This window comes from Pantoea graminicola, from assembly GCF_048452665.1.
Lineage (GTDB): Bacteria > Pseudomonadota > Gammaproteobacteria > Enterobacterales > Enterobacteriaceae > Pantoea.
In genome coordinates, this window is record NZ_JBLWSJ010000006.1 from 177485 (window position 1) to 202560 (window position 25076).

The following is a 25076-nucleotide window of genomic DNA, read 5'->3' on the forward strand; positions in this document are numbered from 1 at the left end:
CAGAGATATGCGCCTTTGGTTAGTATTCACACCCGCTTCTGATGGGTGATGACGAGACTCCCCATCAATACTGGCTGAAGCTTTAACTGTACGATTATCGTGCAAGGAACAGGTTGAATATGTACGAAGCTCTTTTAGTTGTTTTCCTTATTGTAGCGATCGCCCTCGTGGCCATGATCATGCTGCAGCAAGGCAAAGGCGCTGATATGGGAGCCTCATTCGGTGCAGGCGCATCCGGTACAGTGTTTGGTTCTTCGGGTTCAGGTAACTTCCTGACACGTACAACCGGCATTTTAGCGGCACTGTTCTTCATCATCAGCCTGGTTCTCGGTAACCTGAACAGCAATAAGTCTTCGAAAGGAAGCGAGTGGGAAAATCTTTCTGCGCCGGCGCAGTCTTCTCAACAGACTGAAAAGCCAGCTCAACCGGTTACGCCGGGCAGCGATATTCCTAAGTAAGGTCGTCAGCACAACGCATCGTTGTGGTCAGTGTAGTGCCGTGGTGGTGGAATTGGTAGACACGCTACCTTGAGGTGGTAGTGCCCGATTGGGCTTACGGGTTCAAGTCCCGTCCTCGGTACCAAATCGTAGTATCCCTTGCATTTTATGCAGGTCTGGCGTATTATTCGCCACGTTTTCGGACGCGGGGTGGAGCAGCCTGGTAGCTCGTCGGGCTCATAACCCGAAGGTCGTCGGTTCAAATCCGGCCCCCGCAACCACTTTCCCTTTGAGTTCTTTTTCAAATATACTGTATGCATCGACGGACGCATTCACGGCTATTTTTTGAAAGAAAATTCTTTGGATGGAGTCCGGGCCGCTTAGCGGCATACAGGGTCCAGTGATTAAAAGCCCCGACTATTCGGGGTTTTTTGTTATTAGCGAATCGTAATACTGGGCTATAGGCCCTTTTTTTATGTCTTGGGGGTGGGCTTGTCCACATTAGAGCAAAAATTGACAGAGTTGGTATCGGCTCCCGTAGAAGCGCTGGGTTACGAACTGGTTGGAATTGAATTCGTTCGTAGTCGCACATCTATCCTGCGCATCTATATTGATAGTGAAGATGGCATCAATGTCGATGATTGCGCCGATGTCAGCCACCAGGTAAGCGCCGTAATGGATGTAGAAGATCCTATTACCGTGCCTTACAACCTTGAAGTCTCTTCACCGGGACTCGATCGTCCTCTGTTCACCGCAGAACACTACACCCGTTTCATGGGAGAAGAAGTGAGTCTGGTGTTGCGTATGGCCGTTCAGAACCGCCGCAAATGGCAGGGAATCATCAAGTCAGTTGATGGCGAGATGATCACGGTGCACGTAGAGGGTAACGATGAAGTGTTCGCGCTGAGTAATATTCAGAAAGCGAACCTGGTCCCCCACTTTTAAAAGTCCGGATTGAGGCTAACCAGGATGAACAAAGAGATCTTAGCTGTTGTAGAAGCCGTTTCTAACGAAAAAGCCCTGCCGCGTGAGAAAATCTTCGAAGCGCTGGAGAGCGCGCTGGCGACTGCGACCAAGAAAAAGTATGAGCAGGAAATTGAGGTACGCGTCAGCATTGATCGCCGCAGTGGCGACTTCGATACTTTCCGCCGCTGGGAAATCGTTGAAGAGGTAACTCAGCCGACGCGCGAGATCACGCTGGATGCGGCCCGTTACGAAGATGAAGCACTCAATCTGGGCGATTTCGTTGAAGATCAGATTGAATCGGTCACCTTTGACCGTATCACCACTCAGACCGCGAAACAGGTTATCGTGCAGAAAGTGCGTGAAGCCGAGCGCGCGATGGTGGTTGATCAGTTCCGTGAGCAGGAAGGCGAAATTATCACGGGCGTGGTGAAGAAAGTTAACCGCGACAACATTTCTCTCGACTTAGGCAACAACGCTGAAGCGGTAATTCTGCGCGAAGATATGCTGCCGCGCGAAAACTTCCGCCCGGGCGACCGTATCCGCGGCGTTCTCTACTCTGTCCGCCCGGAAGCCCGTGGCGCGCAGCTGTTTGTGACGCGTTCCAAACCCGAAATGCTGGTTGAACTGTTCCGCATTGAGGTGCCGGAAATCGGTGAAGAACTGATTGAAATTAAAGCCGCCGCTCGTGATCCGGGCTCGCGCGCTAAGATTGCAGTCAAAACCAACGACAAACGTATCGATCCGGTCGGTGCCTGTGTGGGCATGCGCGGCGCGCGTGTTCAGGCTGTTTCCAGCGAACTGGGCGGCGAGCGTATCGATATCGTGCTGTGGGACGATAACCCGGCGCAGTTTGTTATTAACGCCATGGCGCCGGCTGATGTGGCGTCAATCGTGGTTGATGAAGATAACCACACGATGGATATCGCCGTAGAAGCTGGCAATCTGGCTCAGGCGATCGGCCGTAACGGCCAAAACGTGCGTCTCGCTTCGCAGCTCAGCGGCTGGGAGCTGAACGTGATGACCGTCGATGATCTGCAGGCTAAGCATCAGGCTGAAGCGCATGCGGCGATCGATATGTTCACTAAACATCTCGACATCGACGAAGAGTTCGCCACCGTACTGGTGGAAGAGGGCTTCTCCTCGCTGGAAGAGCTGGCATACGTGCCAATCAACGAGCTGCTGGAAGTCGACGGCCTCGACGAAGAGACCATTGAAGCCCTGCGTGAACGAGCAAAAAATGCGTTAACCACCCTGGCACTGGCGAAAGAAGAGAGCTTTGGAAATCAGGAGCCCGCTCCGGATCTTCTGAATCTTGAAGGCCTCGATCGTGCGCTGGCGTTCCGCCTGGCGTCGAAAGGCGTCTGCACGCTGGAAGATCTCGCTGAGCAAGGTGTTGACGATCTGACGGATATTGAAGGCCTGTCTGATGAACAAGCCGGCGCGCTGATTATGGCCGCACGTAATATCTGCTGGTTCGGCGATGACGCGTAATAACAGGAAGGAACAGCATGACAGATGTAACCGTAAAATCGCTGGCCGCAGAAATTCAGACTCCGGTCGATCGCCTGGTACAGCAATTTGCTGATGCGGGGATCCCGAAGTCTGAAAATGACGCCGTGACCCAGCAAGAGAAAGAAACCTTACTATCTCACCTGAACCGTGAACACGGTCAGGTCGGTTCAGCTAAGCTGACGCTGCAGCGTAAAACGCGCAGCACCTTGAATATTCCAGGCACCGGGGGTAAAAGTAAGTCGGTGCAAATTGAAGTCCGCAAAAAGCGTACCTATGTGAAGGGTGATGCAGAGGCTGAGCAAGCTCAGGCAGAAGCTGAAGCCGAGGCGCAGCGTGAAGCGGAAGAGCAGGCGCAACGCGAGGCTGAAGAAAAAGCCCGTCGCGAAGCTGAACAGAAAGCGCAACGTGAAGCCGAAGACAAAGCCAGGCGCGAAGCCGCTGATAAGGCCAAACGTGCAGCAGCGGAAAATGACAAAGTGACAAATCAACCTACCGACGAAGTGACCAGGGCTGCGCAGTCAGACAAAGCCCGTCGCGAAGCTGAAGCCGCTGAACTGAAGCGTAAAGCTGAAGAAGAAGCCCGCCGTAAGCTCGAAGAGGCTGCCCGCCTTGTGGCAGAAGAAGCCCGCCGTCTGGCTGAAGAGAAATCAGCTGAGTGGGAAAAACCGGAAGAAGAGGATAAAGGCGACTATCACGTCACCACTTCGACCCACGCCCGTCAGGCAGAAGACGAAAACGATCGTCAGGTTGAAGCCGGTCGTGCGCGTGCGCGTACCTCCGCCAAAGCTACTCGTCCGGCGAAAAAAGGTAACAAGCATTCTGAAGCCAAAACTGACCGTGAAGAAGCGCGTGCGCAGGTTCGTGGCGGTAAAGGCGGCAAGCATCGCAAACCAAGCGCACTGCAGCAGGGCTTTAACAAGCCCGCGCAGGCCGTTAACCGCGATGTGGTGATTGGTGAAACCATCACTGTTGCTGAACTGGCAAACAAAATGGCCGTGAAAGGGTCTCTGGTCATCAAAGCGATGATGAAGATGGGCGCAATGGCGACTATCAACCAGGTCATCGATCAGGAAACTGCACAGCTCGTCGCCGAAGAGATGGGCCACAAAGTGACCCTGCGTCGTGAAAACGAGCTGGAAGAGGCGGTAATGGACGATCGTGACACCGACGCTGCGCAGGAATCCCGCGCGCCGGTTGTGACTATCATGGGCCACGTCGACCACGGTAAAACTTCTCTGCTGGATTATATCCGCTCCACCAAAATCGCCTCGGGCGAAGCGGGCGGGATTACACAGCACATCGGTGCTTACCACGTTGAAACCGACAACGGTATGATCACCTTCCTGGATACCCCGGGCCACGCCGCGTTTACCGCGATGCGTGCGCGTGGTGCACAGGCGACGGATATCGTTATCCTGGTGGTTGCGGCGGATGATGGCGTGATGCCACAGACCATCGAAGCTATTCAGCATGCCAAAGCGGCGAAAGTGCCGGTTGTGGTTGCAGTGAACAAGTGTGACAAGCCAGAAGCGGATCCGGATCGTGTTAAAAACGAACTGACTCAGTACGGTATCATTCCGGAAGAGTGGGGCGGCGAAAACATGTTCGTCAGCGTCTCTGCGAAAGCAGGTACCGGCATTGATGACCTGTTAAACGCTATCCTGCTGCAGGCAGAAGTCCTGGAGCTGACCGCTATCCGTGCAGGTATGGCGAGCGGCGTGGTTATCGAATCGTTCCTCGACAAAGGTCGTGGTCCGGTTGCAACCGTGCTGGTACGCGAAGGTACGCTGAACAAGGGCGACATCGTTCTTTGTGGCTTCGAATATGGCCGCGTTCGTGCAATGCGCGACGAGCTGGGCCGTGAAGTCATGGAAGCGGGTCCTTCCATCCCGGTTGAGATTCTGGGCCTGTCCGGTGTGCCGGCTGCGGGTGATGAAGCAACCGTGGTGCGTGACGAGAAGAAAGCCCGTGAAGTGGCGCTCTATCGTCAGGGCAAATTCCGTGAAGTGAAACTGGCTCGCCAGCAGAAATCTAAGCTTGAGAACATGTTTGCTAACATGACCGAAGGCGAAGTGTCTGAACTGAACATCGTTCTGAAAGCGGATGTTCAGGGTTCTGTGGAAGCGATCTCTGACTCCCTGCAGAAACTCTCCACCGACGAAGTGAAGGTGAAGATTGTCGGTTCAGGCGTGGGCGGTATCACCGAAACCGACGCAACCCTGGCTGCAGCATCCAACGCCATCCTGATTGGCTTCAACGTGCGTGCCGATGCCTCTGCGCGTCGCGTCATCGACTCAGAAAGCCTGGATCTGCGCTACTACTCCGTCATCTATAACCTGATTGACGAAGTGAAAGCGGCAATGAGCGGTATGCTGGCACCAGAGTACAAACAGCAGATCATCGGTCTGGCTGCGGTGCGTGACGTGTTCAAATCACCGAAGTTTGGCGCGATTGCCGGTTGTATGGTGACGGAAGGTAACATCAAACGTCACAATCCAATCCGCGTTCTGCGTGACAACGTGGTGATTTACGAAGGCGAGCTGGAATCTCTGCGTCGCTTTAAAGATGACGTCAACGAAGTGCGTAACGGCATGGAGTGCGGTATCGGCGTGAAGAACTACAACGACGTTCGCGTTGGCGATATGATCGAAGTGTTTGAAATCATCGAAATTAAACGCACCATCGAGTAATAGACTGCTGATGTGTTGCAATTTGGGAGGCCTCTGGCCTCCCGAATTATTTGGGAGAAATAATGATGGCGAAAGAATTTGGTCGCCCGCAGCGCGTGTCACAAGAGCTGCAGAAAGAGATTGCGATGATCCTGCAGCGTGAGATCAAAGATCCCCGCCTGGGCATGATGGTCACCGTGTCAGGCGTAGAAGTGTCGCGCGATCTCGCCTATGCAAAAGTGTTTGTCACTTTCCTCAACGATCAGGATGAAGACGCGGTTAAGCAGGGTCTGAAAGCCCTGAAAGAGGCGTCCGGCTATATCCGTATTCTGCTGGGCAAAGCGATGCGTCTGCGTATCGTGCCTGAGCTGACCTTCTTCTACGACAACTCACTGGTTGAAGGGATGCGCATGTCCAATCTCGTGACCAGCGTCGTGAAGAACGATGAAGAGCGCCGTGGCCCGGACGCCACTGGCGATGACGAGGAGGCGTAATGAGTCGTCCGCGTCGTCGCGGCCGCGACGTCCATGGCGTGTTGTTGCTGGATAAGCCACAAGGCGTCTCGTCGAATGATGTCCTGCAGAAAGTGAAGCGTATCTTCAATGCGAATCGCGCAGGACACACCGGCGCGCTGGATCCGCTGGCGACCGGCATGCTGCCGATCTGCCTGGGTGAAGCGACCAAGTTTTCGCAGTATCTGCTCGACTCCGACAAACGCTACCGCGTGATCGCCCGGCTGGGTGAGCGGACCGATACCTCTGATGCCGATGGCAACATTGTGCAGACGCGTCCGGTCAGCTTCACGCAGGCCGAACTGGACAACGCGCTGGAGAGCTTCCGCGGCGATACGCTGCAGGTGCCTTCCATGTTTTCAGCGCTGAAGCATCAGGGGCGTCCGCTGTATGAGTATGCACGTCAGGGCATTGAGATTACCCGCGAGCCACGTCCGATCACGGTCTATGAATTGCAGTTTATTCGCTGGCAGGATAACGAGCTGGAGCTGGAGATTCACTGCTCCAAAGGCACCTATATCCGTACCATCATCGATGATCTGGGCGAAAAGCTGGGATGTGGCGCGCATGTCATTATGCTGCGTCGCGTTCAGGTCGCGCGTTATCCCTTTGAACGGATGGTGACGCTGGAGCAGCTCAATAGGCTGCTGACAGAAGCAACCGAAGCCGGTATCCCGCTGGAGACGCAGCTCGATCCGCTGCTGCTGCCGATGGACAGTCCCGCTTCTGATTTTCCTGAAGTGAACATCCCTTCGGCGGTGGCAGACTTCTTCCGTCAGGGGCAGCCGGTGCAGGCCACTAATGCGCCTGCGCAGGGGCTGGTCAGAGTATCAGAAGGCGAAGCCCGCAGGTTTATCGGTATGGCAGAAATTGCGGCCGATGGCCGGCTGGCACCACGCCGTTTAGTGGTCGAATATCAGGATTAAGCGGCGCCTTCACTTTTCGCTGATGGGGCATTTGCGTTGCTATCAGGCGCAGAGTAGAATAGCGCGGCTTTAAAGCGGGATGCTGAATTAGAGATCGGCACCCATACATTCATTTATTACTGGAGTTTATTATGTCTCTAAGCGTAGAAGCTAAAGCAGAGATCGTTGCTAAATATGGTCGTGGTGCTAACGACAGCGGTTCAACCGAAGTTCAGGTTGCCCTGCTGACCGCGCAGATCACCCATCTGCAGGGTCACTTCTCTGAGCACAAAAAAGACCACCACAGCCGCCGCGGTCTGCTGCGCATGGTATCTCAGCGTCGTAAGCTGCTGGACTACCTGAAGCGTAAAGACGTTGCACGCTACAGCAGCCTGATCGAGAGCCTCGGTCTGCGTCGCTAAGTCTGAAAAATCTGATCGTCGGGGCGTTATGCGGGCATTTGCACGGTGTGCAGCTTACGATCAGATTTGTGCGAGTTTCGTGAAGAGGGGGCCTTTATGGCCCCTTTTTTCGAGCAAGCGGCAGCAATCCGGGCCAAACTGATGTATTGTTGCTTAGTGTGATCTTGAGTTTGCAGAATTTCGCGCGGCTAATGAGAGGCTTTACCGCAGGGGCGGTCGAGGGTTGTCATTAGTCGCGAGGATGCAACTGAAGATTGGTAATCAATGGCGGGCTACAGATAGCCCTGCCCCGAAGTTAAGGACTTTGATTTTGCTGAATCCGATTGTACGCAAATTCCAATATGGTCAACATACCGTCACGCTGGAAACCGGCATGATGGCTCGCCAGGCGACTGCCGCTGTGATGGTGAGCATGGACGATACTGCCGTGTTCGTCACCGTAGTCGGCCAGAAAAAAACCAAACCAGGTCAGGATTTCTTCCCGCTGACCGTAAACTATCAGGAGCGTACCTACGCTGCTGGTCGTATCCCGGGCAGCTTCTTCCGTCGTGAAGGCCGTCCAAGCGAAGGCGAAACCCTGATTGCGCGTCTGATTGACCGTCCGATTCGCCCGCTGTTCCCGGAAGGTTTCATCAATGAAGTGCAGGTTATTGCCACCGTTGTGTCGGTGAACCCACAGGTTCATCCGGACATCGTTGCGATGATCGGTGCTTCAGCTGCGCTGTCTCTGTCTGGTCTGCCCTTCAACGGCCCAATTGGTTCTGCACGCGTCGGTTATATCAATGACCAGTACGTCCTGAACCCGACTGCCGATGAGCTGAAACAGTCTCGTCTGGATCTGGTTGTTGCCGGTACACAGAATGCCGTTCTGATGGTGGAATCTGAAGCTGAGATCCTGTCAGAAGAGCAGATGCTGGGCGCCGTGGTATTTGGTCACGAGCAGCAGCAGGTTGTTATCGAAAACATCAATGCTCTGGTTGCAGAAGCGGGTAAACCGCGCTGGGACTGGCAGCCAGAAGCCGCCAACACGCCACTGATCTCGCGCGTTGCTGCCCTGGCCGAAGCGCGCATCAGCGACGCTTACCGCATCACGGATAAGCAGGAGCGTTACACCCAGGTTGGCGTCATCAAAGACGAAACCATTGCTGCGCTGCTGGCTGAAGACGAAACGCTGGATAGCGCTGAAATCAGCGATATCGTTCACAGCCTTGAGAAGAACGTCGTTCGTACCCGTATCCTGAACGGCGAGCCACGTATCGATGGCCGCGAAAAAGATATGATCCGCGGTCTGGACGTGCGCACTGGCGTTCTGCCACGTACCCACGGTTCATCACTGTTCACCCGTGGTGAAACCCAGGCACTGGTTACCGCAACGCTGGGTACAACCCGCGATGCGCAGAACCTGGATGAGCTGATGGGCGAACGTACCGACAGCTTCCTGTTCCATTACAACTTCCCTCCATACTCTGTCGGTGAAACCGGCATGGTAGGTTCGCCGAAGCGTCGTGAGATTGGTCACGGTCGTCTGGCGAAGCGCGGTGTGTTAGCGGTAATGCCAAAAGCGGAAGATTTCCCTTACACCGTGCGTGTGGTTTCTGAAATCACCGAGTCGAACGGCTCCTCTTCAATGGCTTCTGTCTGCGGTGCCTCTCTGGCGCTGATGGATGCAGGTGTGCCGATCAAAGCCGCCGTTGCGGGTATCGCAATGGGCCTGGTGAAAGAAGATGAGAAGTTTGTTGTTCTGTCAGACATTCTGGGTGACGAAGATCACCTGGGCGACATGGACTTCAAAGTAGCCGGTAGCCGTGAAGGTATCACCGCGCTGCAGATGGACATCAAAATCGAAGGCATTACGCGTGAAATCATGCAGGAAGCGCTGAACCAGGCCAAGGGTGCGCGTCTGCACATTCTGGGCGTGATGGAACAGGCTATCAGCACACCACGCACTGAGATTTCTGAATTTGCACCACGCATTTACACCATCAAAATCAGCTCAGACAAGATCAAAGATGTGATCGGTAAAGGCGGCTCAGTGATTCGTGCGCTGACCGAAGAGACCGGCACAACGATCGAAATCGAAGATGACGGCACCGTGAAAATCGCTGCGACCGACGGTCTGAAAGCGAAAGAAGCGATTCGTCGTATTGAAGAGATTACGGCTGAGATCGAAGTTGGCCGCATCTACAGCGGTAAAGTGACCCGTATCGTTGACTTCGGTGCCTTCGTGGCCATCGGTGGCGGTAAAGAAGGTCTGGTTCACATTTCACAAATCGCAGATAAGCGCGTTGAGAAAGTGACTGACTACCTGCAGATGGGTCAGGAAGTACCGGTTAAGGTGATGGAAGTTGACCGTCAGGGCCGTGTACGTCTGAGCATCAAAGAAGCGACAGAATCTAAGCCGCAGACTGAAGAAGCTGCAGCGGTGACAACGCCTGACGCGGAATAAATCGTTGCTGATTTGCCCCTCTTTGCCTGGCAGAGAGGGGCGTTTGTATCATCGCGAGGGCGGGAATCCTTGTGCAGGGCAGGCGGATGACAGGATGGTTATCCCAATGTTTGTATTCGGGAGTGGGAAATGAAGCCTTTTCTGCGCTGGTGTTTTGTTGCGACAGCTCTGACGCTGGCAGGATGCAGCAACTCCAATTGGCGTAAGAACGAAGTTCTTGCAGTGCCTTTACAGCCCACACTGCAGCAGGAAGTGATACTGGCGCGCATGGAACAAATTCTTGCCAGTCGCGCTCTCACCGATGATGAACGCGCACAGCTGTTATATGAGCGCGGAGTGTTGTATGATAGTTTAGGTCTGCGGGCATTAGCGCGGAACGATTTTTCGCAAGCGCTGTCTATAAGACCAGATATGCCCGAAGTGTTTAACTACTTAGGCATATACTTAACGCAGGCGGGCAACTTTGATGCCGCCTATGAAGCGTTTGATTCTGTACTTGAGCTTGAACCAACTTACAACTATGCGCATTTAAATCGTGGTATCGCCCTCTATTACGGCGGTCGATACAAGTTAGCGCAAGATGATCTGCTGGCGTTTTATCAAGACGATCCTAACGATCCTTTCCGCAGTCTGTGGCTCTATCTCGTTGAACGTGAGATGGATGCTGATAAGGCAAAAGTCGCGCTTCAACAGCGTCACGACAAAGCGGTCAGAGACCAATGGGGATGGAATATTGTCGAGTTCTACCTTGGAGATATCAACGAAAAAGCGTTGATGGAAAGTCTCAAGGCGGACGCAACGGATAACACCTCGCTCGCTGAACATCTCAGTGAAACCAACTTCTATTTAGGTAAGTATTACCTAAGTCTGGGGGAGAAGGACGACGCGAAAGCGTTGTTCAAACTGGCGGTGGCCAACAACGTCAATAACTTTGTTGAACACCGATACGCATTGTTGGAACTGGCGCAACTCGGCCAGGCACAAGACGATTTATCAGAATCTGACCAGCAATAGCTGACGAACTTAATTTGCCTGTAAAACCTGTTAAGTCATCATCTTAAAGGATGAGGGCTTTTCTGTTCGTCAAAACTTCTAATTTGAGCCGGTTCACACTTTTTGATGAAAATGACTGAAAGTTTTCACGACGAGTTATGTAGACTGGCCGCCGAAATCTAAGAGGCACGTGTACTACATGACTGATATTCAAACCACTTTTGCTGACCTTGGCCTGAACGCCGACATCCTTGAATCACTGAATGGCATGGGCTACGTTAAGCCATCCCCAATCCAGGCTGAGTGTATTCCTCACCTGCTGGCGGGCCGTGACGTGTTAGGCATGGCGCAGACCGGGAGTGGTAAAACTGCGGCGTTCTCTCTGCCGCTGTTAAACAACATCGACCCTGCTGTTAAAGCACCTCAGATCCTGGTGCTGGCACCGACCCGCGAACTGGCGGTACAGGTAGCTGAAGCAGTGACTGAATTCTCTAAACATATGCGCGGCCTGAACGTGGTTGCCCTGTACGGCGGCCAGCGTTATGACGTGCAGCTGCGCGCACTGCGTCAGGGACCACAGGTTGTTGTGGGTACGCCTGGCCGTCTGCTTGACCACCTGAAACGCGGCACGTTAGATCTCTCTAACCTGCGCGGCCTGGTGCTTGACGAAGCGGACGAAATGCTGCGTATGGGCTTCATCGAAGACGTTGAAACCATCATGGCGCAGATCCCGGAAGGTCATCAGACCGCACTGTTCTCTGCAACTATGCCGGAAGCGATTCGTCGCATCACTAAGCGCTTCATGAAAGATCCACAGGAAGTGCGTATTCAGTCAAGCCTGACCACGCGTCCTGACATCAGCCAGAGCTACTGGACCGCTTACGGTCGTAAAACAGATGCACTGGTTCGCTTCCTGGAAGCGGAAGACTTCGATGCTGCCATCATCTTCGTGCGTACTAAAAACGCCACGCTGGAAGTAGCCGAAGCCCTGGAGCGTAGCGGCTACAACAGCGCGGCTCTGAACGGTGACATGAACCAGGCACTGCGTGAGCAGACGCTGGAGCGCCTGAAAGATGGTCGTCTGGACATCCTGATTGCAACCGACGTTGCGGCCCGTGGCCTGGACGTTGAGCGCATCAGCCTGGTGGTGAACTACGATATCCCGATGGATGCAGAGTCTTACGTTCACCGTATCGGCCGTACCGGTCGTGCGGGTCGTGCCGGCCGCGCGCTGCTGTTCGTTGAGAACCGTGAGCGTCGCCTGCTGCGCAACATCGAACGTACGATGAAGCTGACGATCCCTGAAGTAGAACTGCCTAACGCAGAACTGCTGGGTCAGCGTCGTCTGGCTAAGTTTGCGGCTAAAGTCCAGCAGCAGCTGGAGAGCAGCGATCTGGATCAGTACCGTGCTCTGCTGACCAAAATGCAGCCAGAAGATGAGCTGGATCTGGAAACACTGGCAGCCGCACTGCTGAAGATGGCACAGGGCGAACGTCCTCTGATTCTGCCACCAGAAGCACCACGTCCGCCACGTCGCGAATACCGCGATCGTGATGACCGTGATGGCCGTCGTGACAGCCGTGAAGCTCGTGGTCCGCGTGACAGCCGTGATGGCGATCGTCCTCGTCGCGAACGTCGTGACGTTGGCGAGATGCAGCTCTACCGCATCGAAGTCGGTCGCGATGATGGTGTTGAAGTGCGTCACATCGTTGGCGCTATCGCTAACGAAGGCGACATCAGCAGCCGTTACATCGGTAACATCAAGCTGTTCGGCAACCACTCGACTATCGAGCTGCCGAAAGGCATGCCAGGCGATGTGCTGCAGCACTTCACCCGTACGCGTATTCTGAACAAGCCGATGAATATGCAGCTGCTGGGTGATGCACAGCCAAACGAAGGCCGTGGTGATCGTCGTCCTGCGGGCGGTGATCGTCGCAATGGTCCTGGCGCGGGCAACCGCGAAGGCGGTCGTCGTTTCTCTTCTGAGCGCCGTGAAGGTGGTCGTGAAGGCGGACGCAGCTTCAACCGTGAAGGTGGCCGCGGTCCGCGTCGTGAAGATGGCGCAGCCGCTCCACGTCGTCGCGATGCATAACGACATTCTGTTGTAACAAAAAGGGAAGCCACTGGCTTCCCTTTTTTTATGCCTGTCAGGCTCCGCCGCTGATCATCACGCGCTCGCCGCTGACCCAGGCGGACTCTTCCGAGGCCAGAAACAGCGCCACCTGCGCCACATCCTCCGGCAGGCCAAAACGCCCCAGCGGCGTCGCAGCCAGCAGCTGCGCCTTGAGCTGCGGGCTCATTCTCTTCGCAGCCAGTAATCCCTCTGTGAGTATCATTCCCGGCGCCAGCGCGTTGACCCGGATATGCCTGGGGCCCAGTTCGCGCGCCAGTCCCTGAGTCAGCGTATCCACCGCACCTTTGGTCGCCGCCCAGAGGACGGAGCCGGGCGTGCTGTTTTTACTGTTCAGAGCGCTGAGGTTAATAATGGTGCCGCCGTGGGCGGGAAAGTGATGGATCGCCTGCTGACAGACCAGCAGCGTGCCCAGCAGGTTAACGTTGATTTGCTGCTGCATCTCCTCCTGCGTCAGCGCCTCAAACTCGCCATGATGAAAGCAGCCCGCGTTGTTCACGACAATATCGGGTGCGCCAAAACAGGAGAGGGTGGTGGCGAAGAGCTGTTCCACCTCCCGATGCTGAGTGACATCCGCCCGAACCGCCACGGCGTCACTGCCCAGATCCAGGATATCGCTGACCACATCCGCAGCGCCAGCCTCATCCTGACGATAGTTCACCACGACCCGGGCGCCGGCCGTGGCAAAGGCGATGGCGATCGCCGCGCCAATGCCTTTCGATGCACCGGTTACCAGTGCGACTTTATTCTGCAGTGCCTTCATTATGTTGTTCTCCGCCGTAATGATTGCGTCGACAGACTATGCGCGCTGGCGCAGAAAACCAGGTAACGCAATCCTGCAAGCTTTTTGCACGATCCTGCAAATCTGTTCCTGCGGGACAGGTATTCTGCCCGGCGTCAGGTACTATCAGCACAGGGTGCGTCAGAGGAGAGCGGAATGAGTGAGAGTGATAAGTGGCAGGTGCTGGCTGAGTTGATCGCCCGTCATGCACCGGAAGATGGCCGGCACGCCAGTGCTATAGATTGCCTGTTCTTTGGCCGGGTTTCCGCACCGACCGAGCCGATGCACTTTGCCCAATGGGCCAGTTTTGCACTGGTGGCGCAGGGCGGCAAAGCCCTGCATATCGGGGATGAGGTGCTGCATTACGGCCCGGGCGATCTGCTGCTGGTAACGCTGGATATGCCGGTGCGCGCCTGTGTCACCCGCGCCACGCCGGACAAGCCGAATCTGGGAATTGGCATCGCGATTAATGAGTCGCGACTGATGCGCTACCTTGAACAGTTCCCACCGACGCTGCCGCTGGCGACCACGGACAATGAGCGTGGCGTCACCGTGCATAAAGTGTCGCCATTACTGGTGGATGCGGTGATCCGGCTGGTGCGCCTGCTGGATCATCCCGGCGATATTGAGGCGCTGGCCCCGCTCATCGAGCAGGAGATCTTTTACCGGTTGCTGACGGGACCGGAAGGATCGCGAATTCTGAATATGGCGCTGGCCGAACGGCCCGGCAACCGGGTGGCGCAGGCGGCCCGCTGGCTGCGGGAAAATTTTCATCAGCCGCTGAGAATCGATCGGCTCGCCAGTCGCGTCGGGATGAGTATCTCTTCGCTGCATCATCACTTCAAAGCCGTTACGGCGATGACGCCGATGCAGTATCAGAAACAGCTGCGGCTGAACGAGGCGCGGCGTCTGATGCTGGTGGAAAAGCTGGATGCCGGCACGGCAGGCTATCGGGTGGGATATCAGAGCGCGTCACAGTTCAGCCGGGAGTATCGCCGCCTGTATGGGCAATCCCCGGCCAGAGACAGTCGTCAGCAGGCGGTGAGTCAGGAGAGCCTGCGCCCACCGCAAAACTGATTACAGGCTGTTCGCCGCCTCCATCGCAATGGCAAAGGAGCGCAGACGGGCCTCCGTGTCAAAGATCTGTCCATTGACCATGATTTCATCCGCCTGAGTTTCACGCATCAGAGAGGCCAGACCGTGGCGCACCTTGTCCATATCGCCGACCAGCGACATGCTCAGCGCCTGCTGAACACCATACTGCTCGGACGGTGACCAGAGGTTATCCATGTTTTCAACAGGTGCCGGTAGCGGACCCGGTTTGCCGCGACGCAGATTGATAAACTGCTGCTGCTGGGAGGTAAACAGGAAGCGCGCATCACGCTCGCTGTCAGCCGCGATCACGTTAATGCAGACGGTGGCATAAGGTTTGTCGAGGCGCGCCGACGGCTGGAAATTCTCGCGGTAAACGTGCAGCGCCTGGAACAGCTGATCGGGCGCAAAATGGGAGGCAAACGCGAACGGCAGGCCCATTTTTGCCGACAGCTGCGCGCTGTAGAGGCTGGAACCGAGCAGCCAGACCGGGATCTTCAGACCCAGCCCAGGTACGGGCTGAACGGGTAGCTGCGCACCCGGTTCGGCATCAAACCAGCTGATCAGTTCGGCCACATCTTCGGGAAAGGTGTCGGCGTGCAGATTGGCCTGATGACGACGCAGCGCCATCATCGTGCGCTGGTCAGAGCCTGGCGCTCTGCCCAGACCGAGGTCGATACGGCCAGGATAGAGAGAGGCCAGCGTGCCAAACTGCTCGGCGACCACCAGCGGGGCGTGGTTCGGCAGCATGATCCCGCCCGACCCCAGCTTCAGCGTTTCGGTGTTGGCCGCCAGATAGCCAATCAGCACCGCCGTTGCGGCGCTGGCGATCCCTGTCATGTTGTGATGTTCAGCCAGCCAGTAGCGTTGGTAGCCCAGTTTTTCGGCCTGACGCGCCAGCGCCAGCGAATTGTGGAACGCATCGCGTGCGGTTGCGCCCTGAGGGATCGGGGCAAGATCCAGCACGGACAGGCGAAGAGGTTTTTTATCAGACATGACTACTCCCGTTGTATGGCACAGGCGTTAAAACCTGCACCATTTAGTATTACGCATCATGCCTTATATTAAAACTGCTAACCTCAGCAGGAATATAGCCGGTATGTGCTTTTACTCAGGATAGCAGCGTCATGCCTGCCAGTTTGCGCCAGTAACCGTTACAATCGCTACCTTTCGCCACCATTAACGGCGCCTCGCCGTTTTCATTGGCGCGGAAACGATCGATTTCGGCCAGCGTCGACGTATCCTGCGGAGAGAGCCGCACACAATCGACATGGCTGCGCATACCGGCCAGATCGTTGCCCAGGTTATAGCAGTAGCCACTCATGGTCTGGATGCCATTGAGGACAAACACCTGCTGCCCCTCCTGAGAGTTGACGCGGCGGCCTGTGGGATAGCGGATGCAGCAGGTTTCGCACTCATCCCTGGCGAGATTTTCCGAGCGGGCGGTGAAGCAGCGCGCGGAGAGTGCCAGAGGCAGATGACCGTAGCCCAGCACCTCGACGTCGAACTGCTGGCGGATCCCCCGCGCCTCACACTGCGCCAGCAGCTGCAGCAGCCAGTCACGCGACATCTCAACCGGCATGCACCAGCGCGTCATTCCCTCTTTGACCAGCAGTTGCAGCGTGTCGGCGTTATAGACATTCAGCGTCGGCCCCGCGACAAACGGCAGATGGCGCTCAGCGGCCATGTTGACCGTGCCGATATCATTAGCCTCAATCAGAAATTCGCCGTTTTCCACGTAGCGCTGCAGCTCTTTCAGCTCGGAGGGTGACTGCAGCAGCGCCAGCGTGCTCAGCACCACCTGTTTGCCGCTGGCCGCGACCGCGCGCGCCAGTTCCATCCAGCGTGCATAGGATGTGGCACGGCGTTTACTGCACACTGCTTCGCCAAGGTAGATAATATCCGCGCTGCTTCGGGCGGCCTGTTGATAAAAGTCGTCCAGCGTATCGGTTGGCCAGTACCAGAGCACCGGCCCAAGGGCATATTGCATCATCATTCCTTATTGCCATTCACGGTGATAAGCACCCAGCGTGGTTTGCGTGCCTTCGGAGAGATCGCCCAGCGTCTGCATCCACTGCGGCGCGATTGCAAACTGGTCCGGCTGCGCCTTGCAGCGATCGATCGCCTGACGCCAGACGCGCGCCACATCCGCGACATAGGCGGGGCTGCGCTGACGGCCTTCGATCTTCACCGAGGCGATGCCCGCCCGCAGCAGCTCCGGCAGCAGCTCCAGCGTGTTCAGGCTGGTGGGCTCCTCCAGGACGTGATAGCGCTGGTCGTTAACCTCATACCGTCCTTTGCACAGCGTCGGATACCCGGCGCTTTCATCCGGGGCGTAGCGGTCGATTAAGACCTCATTCAGACGCGACTCCATACCCTGCGGCGTCTGCTGCCAGCGCACAAACTTCGCCGGTGAGCAGGCGCCTGCGCTGTTAGGGGATTCGCCGGTGAGCCAGGAAGAGAGAAAGCAGCGGCCTTCCGCCATGATGCACAGGCTGCCAAAGGCGAACACCTCCAGCGGCACCGGCGTACTGCGCGCCAGCTGTTTCACCTGATGAATCGACAGCACGCGCGGCAGCACCACGCGCTGCAGGTTAAAGTGGCGATGATAGAAGCGAATCGCCTCCAGATTGGTGGCGGACGCCTGCACTGACAGATGGCGTTCAACCTCCGGATAACGCGTTGCGGCGTACTCCAGCGTGGCGATATCCGCCAGGATCAGTGCATCGGCTCCGTTCTGCACGGCGACATCAATCGCCCGTTGCCAGCGTCCCATGCCATCCGGGTGGGCAAAGGTATTGATTGCAACGTGCAGTTTGCGGCGATGCTGATGCAGATAGCGCGCCGCTTCCGCCAGCTTTTTGTCGGTAAAATTCAGGCCCGCAAAGTGGCGGGCGTTGGTGTCATCTTTCAGCCCCACATACACCGCATCCGCGCCATTCTCTACGGCGGTGCGTACTGCGGGTAAGTTTCCTGCCGGGCAGAGCAGTTCCATAGGTGTTCCTCTCAACATGCAGACGGGCGTCGAGTCTAGGCATCCGGCCTGATGCGCATGTTGATTTAAGGCAGTGAAATGCCAGTTCATCCCCCCGGATGGCGCTTTTTTTTCCGCTGATGACGGCGGTTTTTATTGATCCCGGCCGAGGCGCGCAGAAAAGGATATGGCAATATACGTAAAATTTTCTGAAGGGAGTGATGAAAGTGTTAGAGCGGTTACATGCCCATTTTGTGAAAAACGGTCCTAAAATCTTAGGCTTACCCGCAGCGCTTACCCCCTTTCCGCTCAGGAAGCGGCTTCTGCAACAACTCTTAAACTGGCAATTTCGTCATGCTTTGGCTGAAGGTGAGTTAGACTTTCTGAACGGTCGCCTGCTGGGTATCGGGATTGCCGATCTTAATCTGCAATGGATAACCACGCTGGAGGATGGCCGACTGGCGGTATTGCAACAGTCCGAAGCGGATGTCTGGTTTCGGGGCAATGCCAATGATCTGTTGCTTGTGGCAGCACGTAAAGCAGATCCCGATATGCTGTTCTTTCAACGCCGGCTGGTGATTGAAGGGGACACTGAACTGGGACTTGAGGTGAAAAACGTAATGGATGCTATTGAACCCGAGGCTATGCCCACCGCGTTACGCACGGCGATTCAGCAGATGGCGGCGTTTGTTGAAGCCGGGATGAAACAGGACGCGAAGGCCATTCAGGCGCGCGCAGGTGCCGCATGTTGATCCGTAGCGAAATTGGTATGGATGCGGCTGGTATCGATGCGCTGCTGAAGCGCTGCTTCGCCACGTCCGCCGAGGCGGAACTGACGCAGGCGCTGCGTGAAGATGGCCTGCTGACCTTAGGCGTGGTCGCCACGGATGATGAAGGGCAGGTGCTGGGCTACGCCGCCTTCAGCCCGGTCAGCGTTCAGGGTGACGATCGCGGCTGGGTCGGACTGGCTCCGCTGGCCGTCGACGAGACGCTGCGCGGTCAGGGTATCGCCAGCAAACTCATTTATGAGGGGCTGGACACGCTCAACGAGTTTGGCTACAGCGCCGTTGTCGTGCTGGGCGATCCGGCGCTGTTCGGCCGTTTTGGCTTTGAACCGGCGGCCCGTCACGGTCTGCTCAGCCGCTGGCCTGGCACGGAGGCGGCGTTCCAGGTTTACCGTCTGGCGGATAACGCCTTCGATGGGGCAGAAGGGCAGATCGACTACGCCGAACCCTTTAATCGTCTGCCGTAAGCCCCAGCCAGTGCGCCAGATGAGCAGGCTGACCCGCAACCAGCTGTAATTTCTGCTGACGGGTCAGCTGCTTAACCTGATACTCCAGTCGGGAGGCGCTGGCACGATCGCCTGCCTCGCAGTGAAACATCAGCTCCAGCGGACCTTTGCCGCGCAGCGCACGGGCACCGCGCCCGCTCTGATGCTGAGCGACCCGGCGTGCCACATCGGTGGTGATGCCGGTATAGAGACTCCCTTTCGCCGTCCGGACGATGTAGAGTTGCCACTGCTGACTCATCGTAATTACGTTCCCAGAAAAGATGCCGGCCAGTGTAACGCGCTTGACGCGGCTGTGCCCAGCCAGGAGTTTATCTTGTCCGATCATGCCCATCTGGTTCGCTACCTCAGAAAGCAGCATGTGCTGTCACTCTGCTGCACCGCTGACAATCAGCTATGGTGCGCGAACTGCTACTACGTTTTTGATGAAACACGCATGGCCTTCTGGATCATGACGGAACCCGATACCCGCCACGGTGTGTTAATGGCGCAGAATCCGCAGGTGGCGGGCACCGTTAACGGCCAGCCCAGAAGTGTGCTGCTGATCAAAGGCGTACAGTATCGCGGCCGGGTCGTCCGGCTGGAAGAGGAGGCGGAGAGGGTCGCCAGAACCGCGTATCAGAAACGTTTTCCGGTCGCGCGAAAAGTGTCGGCACCGTTGTGGGAGATCACACTGGATGAGGTGAAGATGACCGATAACGCACTGGGATTTGGCAGGAAAATCGGCTGGCAGAGAGAGGGATAAAACGCCCTTTTCAGCGGAAAAGGGCGTCGCAGGCTTACAGCGCTTCGAGGATCCGCAGGGATTCGCGATTAAAGGCTGGCAGATCGGCCGGGGTGCGGCTGGTGACCAGCTTATCGCCATCGACGACCACTTCTTTGTCGTGGAAGTCAGCGCCTGCGTTGATCAGGTCAATGGCAACGGCCTTGACCGTCGTCATCTTGCGACCGCGCACGCCATTGGCGCTGATCAGCAGCTGTGGGCCGTGGCAGATAGCAAAGATAGGCTTACCGCTGGCAACAAACTCTTTGGTAAAGGCGACGAAACGATCGTCACCGCGCAGGGCATCGGGCGAATGGCCGCCTGGCAGTAACAAGGCATCGAACTCCGCCGGGCTGACATCATCAATGCTGCGATCGATGGTCACTTCCGCTTCGCCTTTTTTGCCCTTCACCACATTACCCGCTTGTTTCTCAATGGTAACCACGTCGAAACCGGCGCGTTTGTACACCTCAGCGGGTGAGGTAAACTCTGAGTCTTCAAATTCATCGGTAATCAAAACCGCAACTTTCTTGCTCATTTTTTTCCTCCTAAGACATGCAGAGCGCAGGGCGCGCTTTCCGTTAACGCTTGTAAGCCTGGTCGCTGAGCGTGAGAACGCAAGCCAGCCCGTTAAGATCAGCTATCTTTTAACCTGTGAGCAGCGAAATAAGGACGAATCTGAGATGAATCGCGTATTACTGACCGGTGCCACCGGTTTAGTCGGGTCGCATCTGCTGCGCTTACTGATTGAGGATCCGCGTGTCGATGAGATCATCGCACCTACCCGCCGGCCACTGCCCGCGATGCGCAAAGTGGTGAATCTGGTTGAGGCCGATCTGACCGATGTCCTGGGGCCGCTGCAGGGAGCACTGGATACGGTATTCTGCTGTCTCGGCACCACCCGTAAAGCGGCGGGCAGCAAACAGGCCTTCATTCACGTTGATTACACCCTGGTGGTGGATACCGGCTTAAGTGGATTACGCCTGGGGGCGAAGCAGATGCTGGTGGTCAGCGCACATGGCGCTAACCGGCACTCGCCGTTTTTATACAATCGCGTCAAAGGCGAGATGGAGAATGCGCTGCGTCATCAGGGCTGGCCGCGCCTGACGCTGGTACGGCCCTCTCTGCTGCTGGGCGATCGCGCGCAGAAGCGCGGCGGCGAGAGCCTGATGGCACCGATCTTTTCGCTGCTGCCAGGGAACTGGCAGGCGGTGCAGGCGCGCGACGTGGCGCGCTGTCTGCACCAGCAGGCTTTTGCGCCAGGTGAAGAGCGCGTCACAATCATTGAATCGGGCGCGATCCCGCGTCACTCAGCGTAGCTGCCAGATAATCTGATTACGGCTGCCGCGCCATTGCAGCGTGGCATCCTTCTCCTCCTCAATAAAACGGCCATCAACCAGCACGTCCAGAAAGTCCAGCACTGCGCGCTGCGCCGCGTCCAGCTCCTGCATCCGGTAACCGGTCCAGAGCCAGATATCTTTATCCGGACAGGTCTGCCGCACCCGTTTAACCAGACGACGAATGTACGGGACGTTGTGCGGATGCAGCGGATCGCCACCGCTCAGCGACAATCCCTGGCGCGGAATGCGCGTGTCCTGCAGATCGGCCAGCAGCTGCTCCTCCATCGCCAGCGTAAAGGGAATACCGGAGTCGATGCGCCAGGTGCTCTGGTTGTAGCAGCCACGGCATTGATGTTCGCAGCCGGCGACAAACAGCGTGCAGCGGGTGCCGGGGCCGTTCACGATATCCACATCATAGTAGCGGTGGATATGCATCATCCCAGCGGCCCCTCTGCCATATGTTTCACCCGACGCTGAACCTCCTGCTGTTTGCCGGCGTTGAAAGGCCGCGCATCCGGGCTGCCCAGATAGCCGCAGACCCGCCGGGTCACCGAGACGCGCGCCGGATCGTGGTTGCCGCAGTTGGGGCAGGTAAAGCCGCGACTGGTGCAGGCGAACTCGCCGTGGAAGCCGCAGTCGTAGCACTCATCGATGGGCGTATTGGTGCCGTAGTAGGGCACGCGGTCATAGCTGTAATCCCAGACATCCTCCAGCGCCCGGAGGTTGTGCTGCACGTTCGGATATTCGCCGTAACAGATGAACCCGCCGTTCGCCAGCGGTGGATAGGGCGCTTCAAAGTCGATTTTGTCGTAGGGATTGACCTTTTTCCCGACGTCGAGATGGAAGCTGTTGGTGTAGTAGCCTTTGTCGGTCACGCCCGGCACTACGCCGAACTGCGCAGCATCAAGACGGCAGAAGCGGTCGCACAGGTTCTCGCTCGGGGTACTGTAGAGGCTGAAGCCGTAGCCGGTCTCCGCTTTCCAGCGGTCGGCCGCCTCGCGCATCCGGGCGATGATCTCCACCCCTTTGGCGCGCAATGCCACATCATCATAGGGGTGTCGCTGACCGCCGCTGAGCGCATTCAGGGTTTCATGCAGGCCGATAAAGCCCAGCGACAGTGACGCGCGGCCATTGCGGAAGATCGGACCGACCTCATCATCGGCGTTCAGCCGGACGCCGCAGGCGCCCTCCATGTAGAGGATCGGGGCGACGCGCGCTTTGGTTTTCTCCAGCCGCGCCACCCGGGTCATCAGCGCCCGCTTAGCCAGCAGCAGCCGCGCATCGAGCAGCGCCCAGAAACGCGCCTCGTCACCCTCCGCTTCCAGCGCGATACGCGGCAGATTCACGCTGATGACGCCAATATTGTTGCGGCCCTCATGAATCTGCTCGCCGTTCTCTTCATATACGCCCAGGAAGCTGCGGCAGCCCATCGGCGTTTTAAAAGAGCCGGTCACTTTAACCACCTGATCGTAATTGAGGATGTCGGGATACATCCGCTTGCTGGCGCACTCCAGCGCCAGCTGCTTAATGTCGTAATTCACGTCGCCCGCCCGGCGGTTCACGCCTTCACGAATCGTGAACACCAGTTTGGGGAACACGGCGGTTTTATGATTTTTACCCAGTCCGGCCAGCCGGTTGCGCAGAATGGACTGCTGAATCAGCCGGGCTGGCCAGCTGGTGCCCAGGCCGAAACCAAAGGTGACAAACGGCGTCTGCCCGTTGGCGGTGTGCAGGGTATTGACCTCATACTCCAGGGACTGGAAAGCGTCGTAGCACTCTTTCTCTGTCCGCTGGCGCGCATACTGTTCAGCCTGCGGGATCTGCCACTCTTCGGCGATCGCCAGATGGCGGGCATAGCTCAGCTCAACAAAAGGGGCGAGCACTTCATCGATGCGGTTGATGGTGGTGCCGCCATAGATGTGGCTGGCGACCTGGGCGATGATCTGCGCCGTCACCGCAGTGGCGGTGGCGATCGATTTCGGCGGCTCGATCCCGGCGTTGCCCATTTTGAAGCCGTTGGTCAGCATACCTTTCAGATCGATCAGCATACAGTTGAACATCGGGAAGAAAGGAGCGTAATCCAGATCGTGATAGTGGATCTCGCCGCGTTCATGCGCCAGCACCAGATCGCGGGGCAGCATCTGCTGCTGCGCATAGTGCTTCGCGACGATCCCGGCCAGCAGATCGCGCTGAGTCGGGATCACTTTGCTGTCTTTGTTGGCATTCTCATTCAGCAGCGCCGGATTGGTCTGATCGACCAGGCCGCGAATGGCGTGATGTAACCGGCTCTGACGATCGCGGGCGACATCGCGATCGTGGCGATATTCAATCCAGATGCGGGCCAGCTGCGGATAAGGGCCGGCCATCAGTGTCTCTTCGACCGCGCACTGAATCTCATGGATAGCCACTTCCGGGCGATCGGCCAGCTGCCGGGCCACATGCTCTGCGACCTGAGCGCACCAGGCCTTGTCACTGACCTCTGCTGCCCGCGCCGCGGCCGCCACGGCCTGTTCGATACGCTGTGCATCAAAGGCCGTCCGGCATCCATCACGCTTGATTACCACCGTTGCCATTTTTCTCTCCGTAAACTACATATGGGGTTTGCAGAGATTCTATTATCTACATGTAGTGATTGCTGCGAATTAATACGCGCTGATTTGACCTGAAACAAGGAAGCCGCAACCGGGCAGAAAAGGGCGACTGAGGCCAGAACCGGTGCCTGGTTGTGGTGACGGGCGGGCGTCAGGGCGCTGCGGCAGGGGAGGCTGCCGCAGGGAAAAAGGGGATGACGTGCTTACACGAAGGCCGACAGAACCGGTCCCGGCCGCATCAGGCCGGACCGCTGACGGAGTGGCGACGAACCAGCGTCGGGCTGAACATATGGGTCACTTCCGGCAGCGGCAGATCGTTGGCCAGCGCCAGTGCCAGCTGGGCCGCCTGCTGCGCCATCGTGACAATCGGATAGCGGACGGTGGTCAGGCGCGGTCGCACATAGCGGGAGACCAGCACATCATCGAAGCCAATCAGCGACATCTCCTCCGGCACGCGGACGCCGTTATCGCTCAGCACCGCCAGCGCACCCGCCGCCATTGAGTCGTTGTAGCAGGCGACGGCGGTAAAATTCCTGCCGCGTCCCAGCAGTTCGGTCATCGCCTGCTCACCGCCCACCTCATCCGGTTCGCCCCAGGTGACCAGCCGGTCGCTGCACGGCAGACCATGCTCTTTCAGCGCGTCGTAATAGCCCTGCAGGCGATCTTCGGCGTCGGAGATGGTGTGGGTCGAGCAGATAAAGGCGATATTCTGATGGCCGAGCTGGATCAGGTGGCGGGTTGCGAGCCAGGCACCGTAGCGGTCGTCGAGGGCGATGCAGCGCTTTTCAAAGCCTTTGATCAGCCGGTTCAGCAGCACCATACCCGGCACCTGCTTCATCAGCACTTCCAGTTCGGCGTCGGGGATTTTCTTGGCGTGAACCACCAGCGCCGCGCAGCGATGCCGCATCAGCTGTTCAATCGCCTGCCGCTCTTTTTGCTCATTATGGTAACCGTTACCAATCAGCAGGAAGTTACCGGTGTCGCCGGCGACCTCATCCACGGCTTTTACCATGGCACCAAAAAAGGGATCGGAAACGTCACCGACAATCAGGCCGAGCGTTTCGGTCGATTGCTGCGCCAGCGCGCGTGCGTTGGCGTTCGGGTGGTACTGAAGCTGCTCCATCGCCTCACCTACGGCCTGTCGGGAGCTGTCGCTGGCTTTGGGAGAATTATTGATTACACGGGAGACTGTGGCGACAGAAACGCCAGCCAGTCGCGCAACATCCTTTATGGTAGCCATGCGTTGACCTGCTT

At 57.0% G+C, this 25076-nt stretch carries 25 protein-coding genes and 2 tRNA genes; 18 read left to right on the top strand and 9 right to left on the bottom strand.

Going from position 1 to position 25076, the window contains the following annotated elements:
• Nucleotides 1-119 precede the first annotated feature (119 nt).
• From secG to ACNY69_RS15575, 13 genes are all read left to right on the top strand, one after another.
• The gene (gene secG, locus ACNY69_RS15515; RefSeq protein WP_128083998.1) at nt 120-458 is read left to right on the top strand and encodes a preprotein translocase subunit SecG; all 339 of its coding nucleotides are present in this window, start codon (nt 120-122) and stop codon (nt 456-458) included.
• A 37-nt stretch (nt 459-495) separates the two neighbouring features.
• Nucleotides 496-582, top strand: a tRNA-Leu gene (locus ACNY69_RS15520).
• A 59-nt stretch (nt 583-641) separates the two neighbouring features.
• Nucleotides 642-718: transfer RNA gene (locus ACNY69_RS15525), tRNA-Met, on the top strand.
• 211 nt (nt 719-929) lie between these two features.
• The gene (gene rimP / locus ACNY69_RS15530) at nt 930-1382 is read left to right on the top strand and encodes a ribosome maturation factor RimP (RefSeq protein WP_146240840.1); all 453 of its coding nucleotides are present in this window, start codon (nt 930-932) and stop codon (nt 1380-1382) included.
• A 24-nt stretch (nt 1383-1406) separates the two neighbouring features.
• On the top strand, nt 1407-2894 hold the full coding sequence (gene nusA / locus ACNY69_RS15535; RefSeq protein WP_111139581.1) for a transcription termination factor NusA: 1488 nt from the start codon (nt 1407-1409) through the stop codon (nt 2892-2894).
• 17 nt (nt 2895-2911) lie between these two features.
• Nucleotides 2912-5605 (top strand): translation initiation factor IF-2, encoded by a 2694-nt coding sequence (gene infB / locus ACNY69_RS15540; RefSeq protein ID WP_111139580.1) that lies wholly within the window; start codon nt 2912-2914, stop codon nt 5603-5605.
• 65 nt (nt 5606-5670) lie between these two features.
• On the top strand, nt 5671-6078 hold the full coding sequence (gene rbfA / locus ACNY69_RS15545) for a 30S ribosome-binding factor RbfA (protein ID WP_111139579.1): 408 nt from the start codon (nt 5671-5673) through the stop codon (nt 6076-6078).
• The gene (truB, locus tag ACNY69_RS15550) at nt 6078-7022 is read left to right on the top strand and encodes a tRNA pseudouridine(55) synthase TruB (protein WP_111139578.1); all 945 of its coding nucleotides are present in this window, start codon (nt 6078-6080) and stop codon (nt 7020-7022) included. Before rbfA ends, truB begins: the two co-directional genes overlap by 1 nt.
• Nucleotides 7023-7153: 131 nt before the next feature.
• Nucleotides 7154-7423, top strand: coding sequence for a 30S ribosomal protein S15 (gene rpsO / locus ACNY69_RS15555; protein ID WP_003851063.1), 270 nt, complete (start codon nt 7154-7156; stop codon nt 7421-7423).
• Between the two features lie 310 nt (nt 7424-7733).
• A complete protein-coding gene (gene pnp / locus ACNY69_RS15560) occupies nt 7734-9869 on the top strand; it encodes a polyribonucleotide nucleotidyltransferase (protein WP_111139577.1) in 2136 nt (711 codons plus the stop codon).
• A 129-nt stretch (nt 9870-9998) separates the two neighbouring features.
• Nucleotides 9999-10883 carry a lipoprotein NlpI gene (gene nlpI, locus ACNY69_RS15565; RefSeq protein ID WP_111139576.1) on the top strand — a complete coding sequence of 295 codons (885 nt, stop codon included), beginning with the start codon at nt 9999-10001 and terminating at the stop codon, nt 10881-10883.
• 105 nt (nt 10884-10988) lie between these two features.
• Nucleotides 10989-11045 (top strand): protein YrbN, encoded by a 57-nt coding sequence (yrbN, locus tag ACNY69_RS15570; protein ID WP_111139605.1) that lies wholly within the window; start codon nt 10989-10991, stop codon nt 11043-11045.
• A gap of 16 nt (nt 11046-11061) precedes the next feature.
• Nucleotides 11062-12954, top strand: coding sequence for a DEAD/DEAH family ATP-dependent RNA helicase (locus tag ACNY69_RS15575; protein WP_111139575.1), 1893 nt, complete (start codon nt 11062-11064; stop codon nt 12952-12954).
• A gap of 55 nt (nt 12955-13009) precedes the next feature.
• Here ACNY69_RS15575 and ACNY69_RS15580 read toward each other — a convergent pair whose 3' ends face one another.
• Nucleotides 13010-13756, bottom strand: coding sequence for an SDR family NAD(P)-dependent oxidoreductase (locus tag ACNY69_RS15580; protein ID WP_111139574.1), 747 nt, complete (start codon nt 13754-13756; stop codon nt 13010-13012).
• Between the two features lie 174 nt (nt 13757-13930).
• Here ACNY69_RS15580 and ACNY69_RS15585 point away from each other — a divergent pair, with 174 nt between their 5' ends.
• Nucleotides 13931-14851, top strand: a complete 921-nt coding sequence (locus tag ACNY69_RS15585) for an AraC family transcriptional regulator (RefSeq protein ID WP_293774187.1) — start codon at nt 13931-13933, stop codon at nt 14849-14851.
• Here the strand turns inward: ACNY69_RS15585 and ACNY69_RS15590 are convergent, their stop codons facing one another.
• From ACNY69_RS15590 to ubiU, 3 genes are all read right to left on the bottom strand, one after another.
• Nucleotides 14852-15862, bottom strand: a complete 1011-nt coding sequence (locus ACNY69_RS15590) for a luciferase-like monooxygenase (protein WP_367396028.1) — start codon at nt 15860-15862, stop codon at nt 14852-14854.
• A 115-nt stretch (nt 15863-15977) separates the two neighbouring features.
• On the bottom strand, nt 15978-16856 hold the full coding sequence (locus ACNY69_RS15595; protein WP_111139571.1) for a U32 family peptidase: 879 nt from the start codon (nt 16854-16856) through the stop codon (nt 15978-15980).
• A 9-nt stretch (nt 16857-16865) separates the two neighbouring features.
• A complete protein-coding gene (ubiU, locus tag ACNY69_RS15600) occupies nt 16866-17861 on the bottom strand; it encodes a ubiquinone anaerobic biosynthesis protein UbiU (RefSeq protein ID WP_111139570.1) in 996 nt (331 codons plus the stop codon).
• A 200-nt stretch (nt 17862-18061) separates the two neighbouring features.
• On the opposite strand from ubiU, the gene ubiT reads away from it, so the two are divergent.
• Together ubiT and ACNY69_RS15610 are read left to right on the top strand one after the other, a co-directional pair.
• Entirely contained in the window at nt 18062-18592 is a 531-nt protein-coding gene (ubiT, locus tag ACNY69_RS15605; protein WP_418799089.1) for a ubiquinone anaerobic biosynthesis accessory factor UbiT, read from the top strand.
• Complete coding sequence (locus ACNY69_RS15610) at nt 18586-19092, top strand: GNAT family N-acetyltransferase (RefSeq protein WP_293774181.1); 507 nt, start codon at nt 18586-18588, stop codon at nt 19090-19092. The genes ubiT and ACNY69_RS15610 overlap by 7 nt, the downstream gene beginning before the upstream one ends.
• Here the strand turns inward: ACNY69_RS15610 and ACNY69_RS15615 are convergent.
• Nucleotides 19076-19369 carry a GIY-YIG nuclease family protein gene (locus ACNY69_RS15615; RefSeq protein WP_199559997.1) on the bottom strand — a complete coding sequence of 98 codons (294 nt, stop codon included), beginning with the start codon at nt 19367-19369 and terminating at the stop codon, nt 19076-19078. The two genes, ACNY69_RS15610 and ACNY69_RS15615, sit on opposite strands and share 17 nt — an antisense overlap.
• A gap of 75 nt (nt 19370-19444) precedes the next feature.
• Here ACNY69_RS15615 and ACNY69_RS15620 point away from each other — a divergent pair, with 75 nt between their 5' ends.
• Nucleotides 19445-19873 (top strand): YhbP family protein, encoded by a 429-nt coding sequence (locus ACNY69_RS15620; RefSeq protein WP_293774178.1) that lies wholly within the window; start codon nt 19445-19447, stop codon nt 19871-19873.
• A 34-nt stretch (nt 19874-19907) separates the two neighbouring features.
• Here the strand turns inward: ACNY69_RS15620 and ACNY69_RS15625 are convergent, their stop codons facing one another.
• Entirely contained in the window at nt 19908-20429 is a 522-nt protein-coding gene (locus ACNY69_RS15625; RefSeq protein WP_111139567.1) for a type 1 glutamine amidotransferase domain-containing protein, read from the bottom strand.
• A 145-nt stretch (nt 20430-20574) separates the two neighbouring features.
• Between ACNY69_RS15625 and ACNY69_RS15630 the strand changes: the two genes are divergently transcribed.
• Nucleotides 20575-21210, top strand: coding sequence for an NAD-dependent epimerase/dehydratase family protein (locus ACNY69_RS15630; RefSeq protein ID WP_111139566.1), 636 nt, complete (start codon nt 20575-20577; stop codon nt 21208-21210).
• Here the strand turns inward: ACNY69_RS15630 and nrdG are convergent.
• The 3 genes from nrdG to galR all read right to left on the bottom strand — a co-directional run bounded on the left by nrdG (nt 21202) and on the right by galR (nt 25062).
• Nucleotides 21202-21666: an anaerobic ribonucleoside-triphosphate reductase-activating protein gene (gene nrdG / locus ACNY69_RS15635; protein WP_418799138.1), complete on the bottom strand. Its 465-nt coding sequence runs from the start codon at nt 21664-21666 to the stop codon at nt 21202-21204. The genes ACNY69_RS15630 and nrdG overlap by 9 nt on opposite strands.
• A complete protein-coding gene (gene nrdD, locus ACNY69_RS15640; protein WP_293774175.1) occupies nt 21666-23804 on the bottom strand; it encodes an anaerobic ribonucleoside-triphosphate reductase in 2139 nt (712 codons plus the stop codon). The genes nrdG and nrdD overlap by 1 nt, the downstream gene beginning before the upstream one ends.
• Before the next feature lie 256 nt (nt 23805-24060).
• A complete protein-coding gene (galR, locus tag ACNY69_RS15645; protein ID WP_111138561.1) occupies nt 24061-25062 on the bottom strand; it encodes an HTH-type transcriptional regulator GalR in 1002 nt (333 codons plus the stop codon).
• Nucleotides 25063-25076 lie beyond the last annotated feature (14 nt).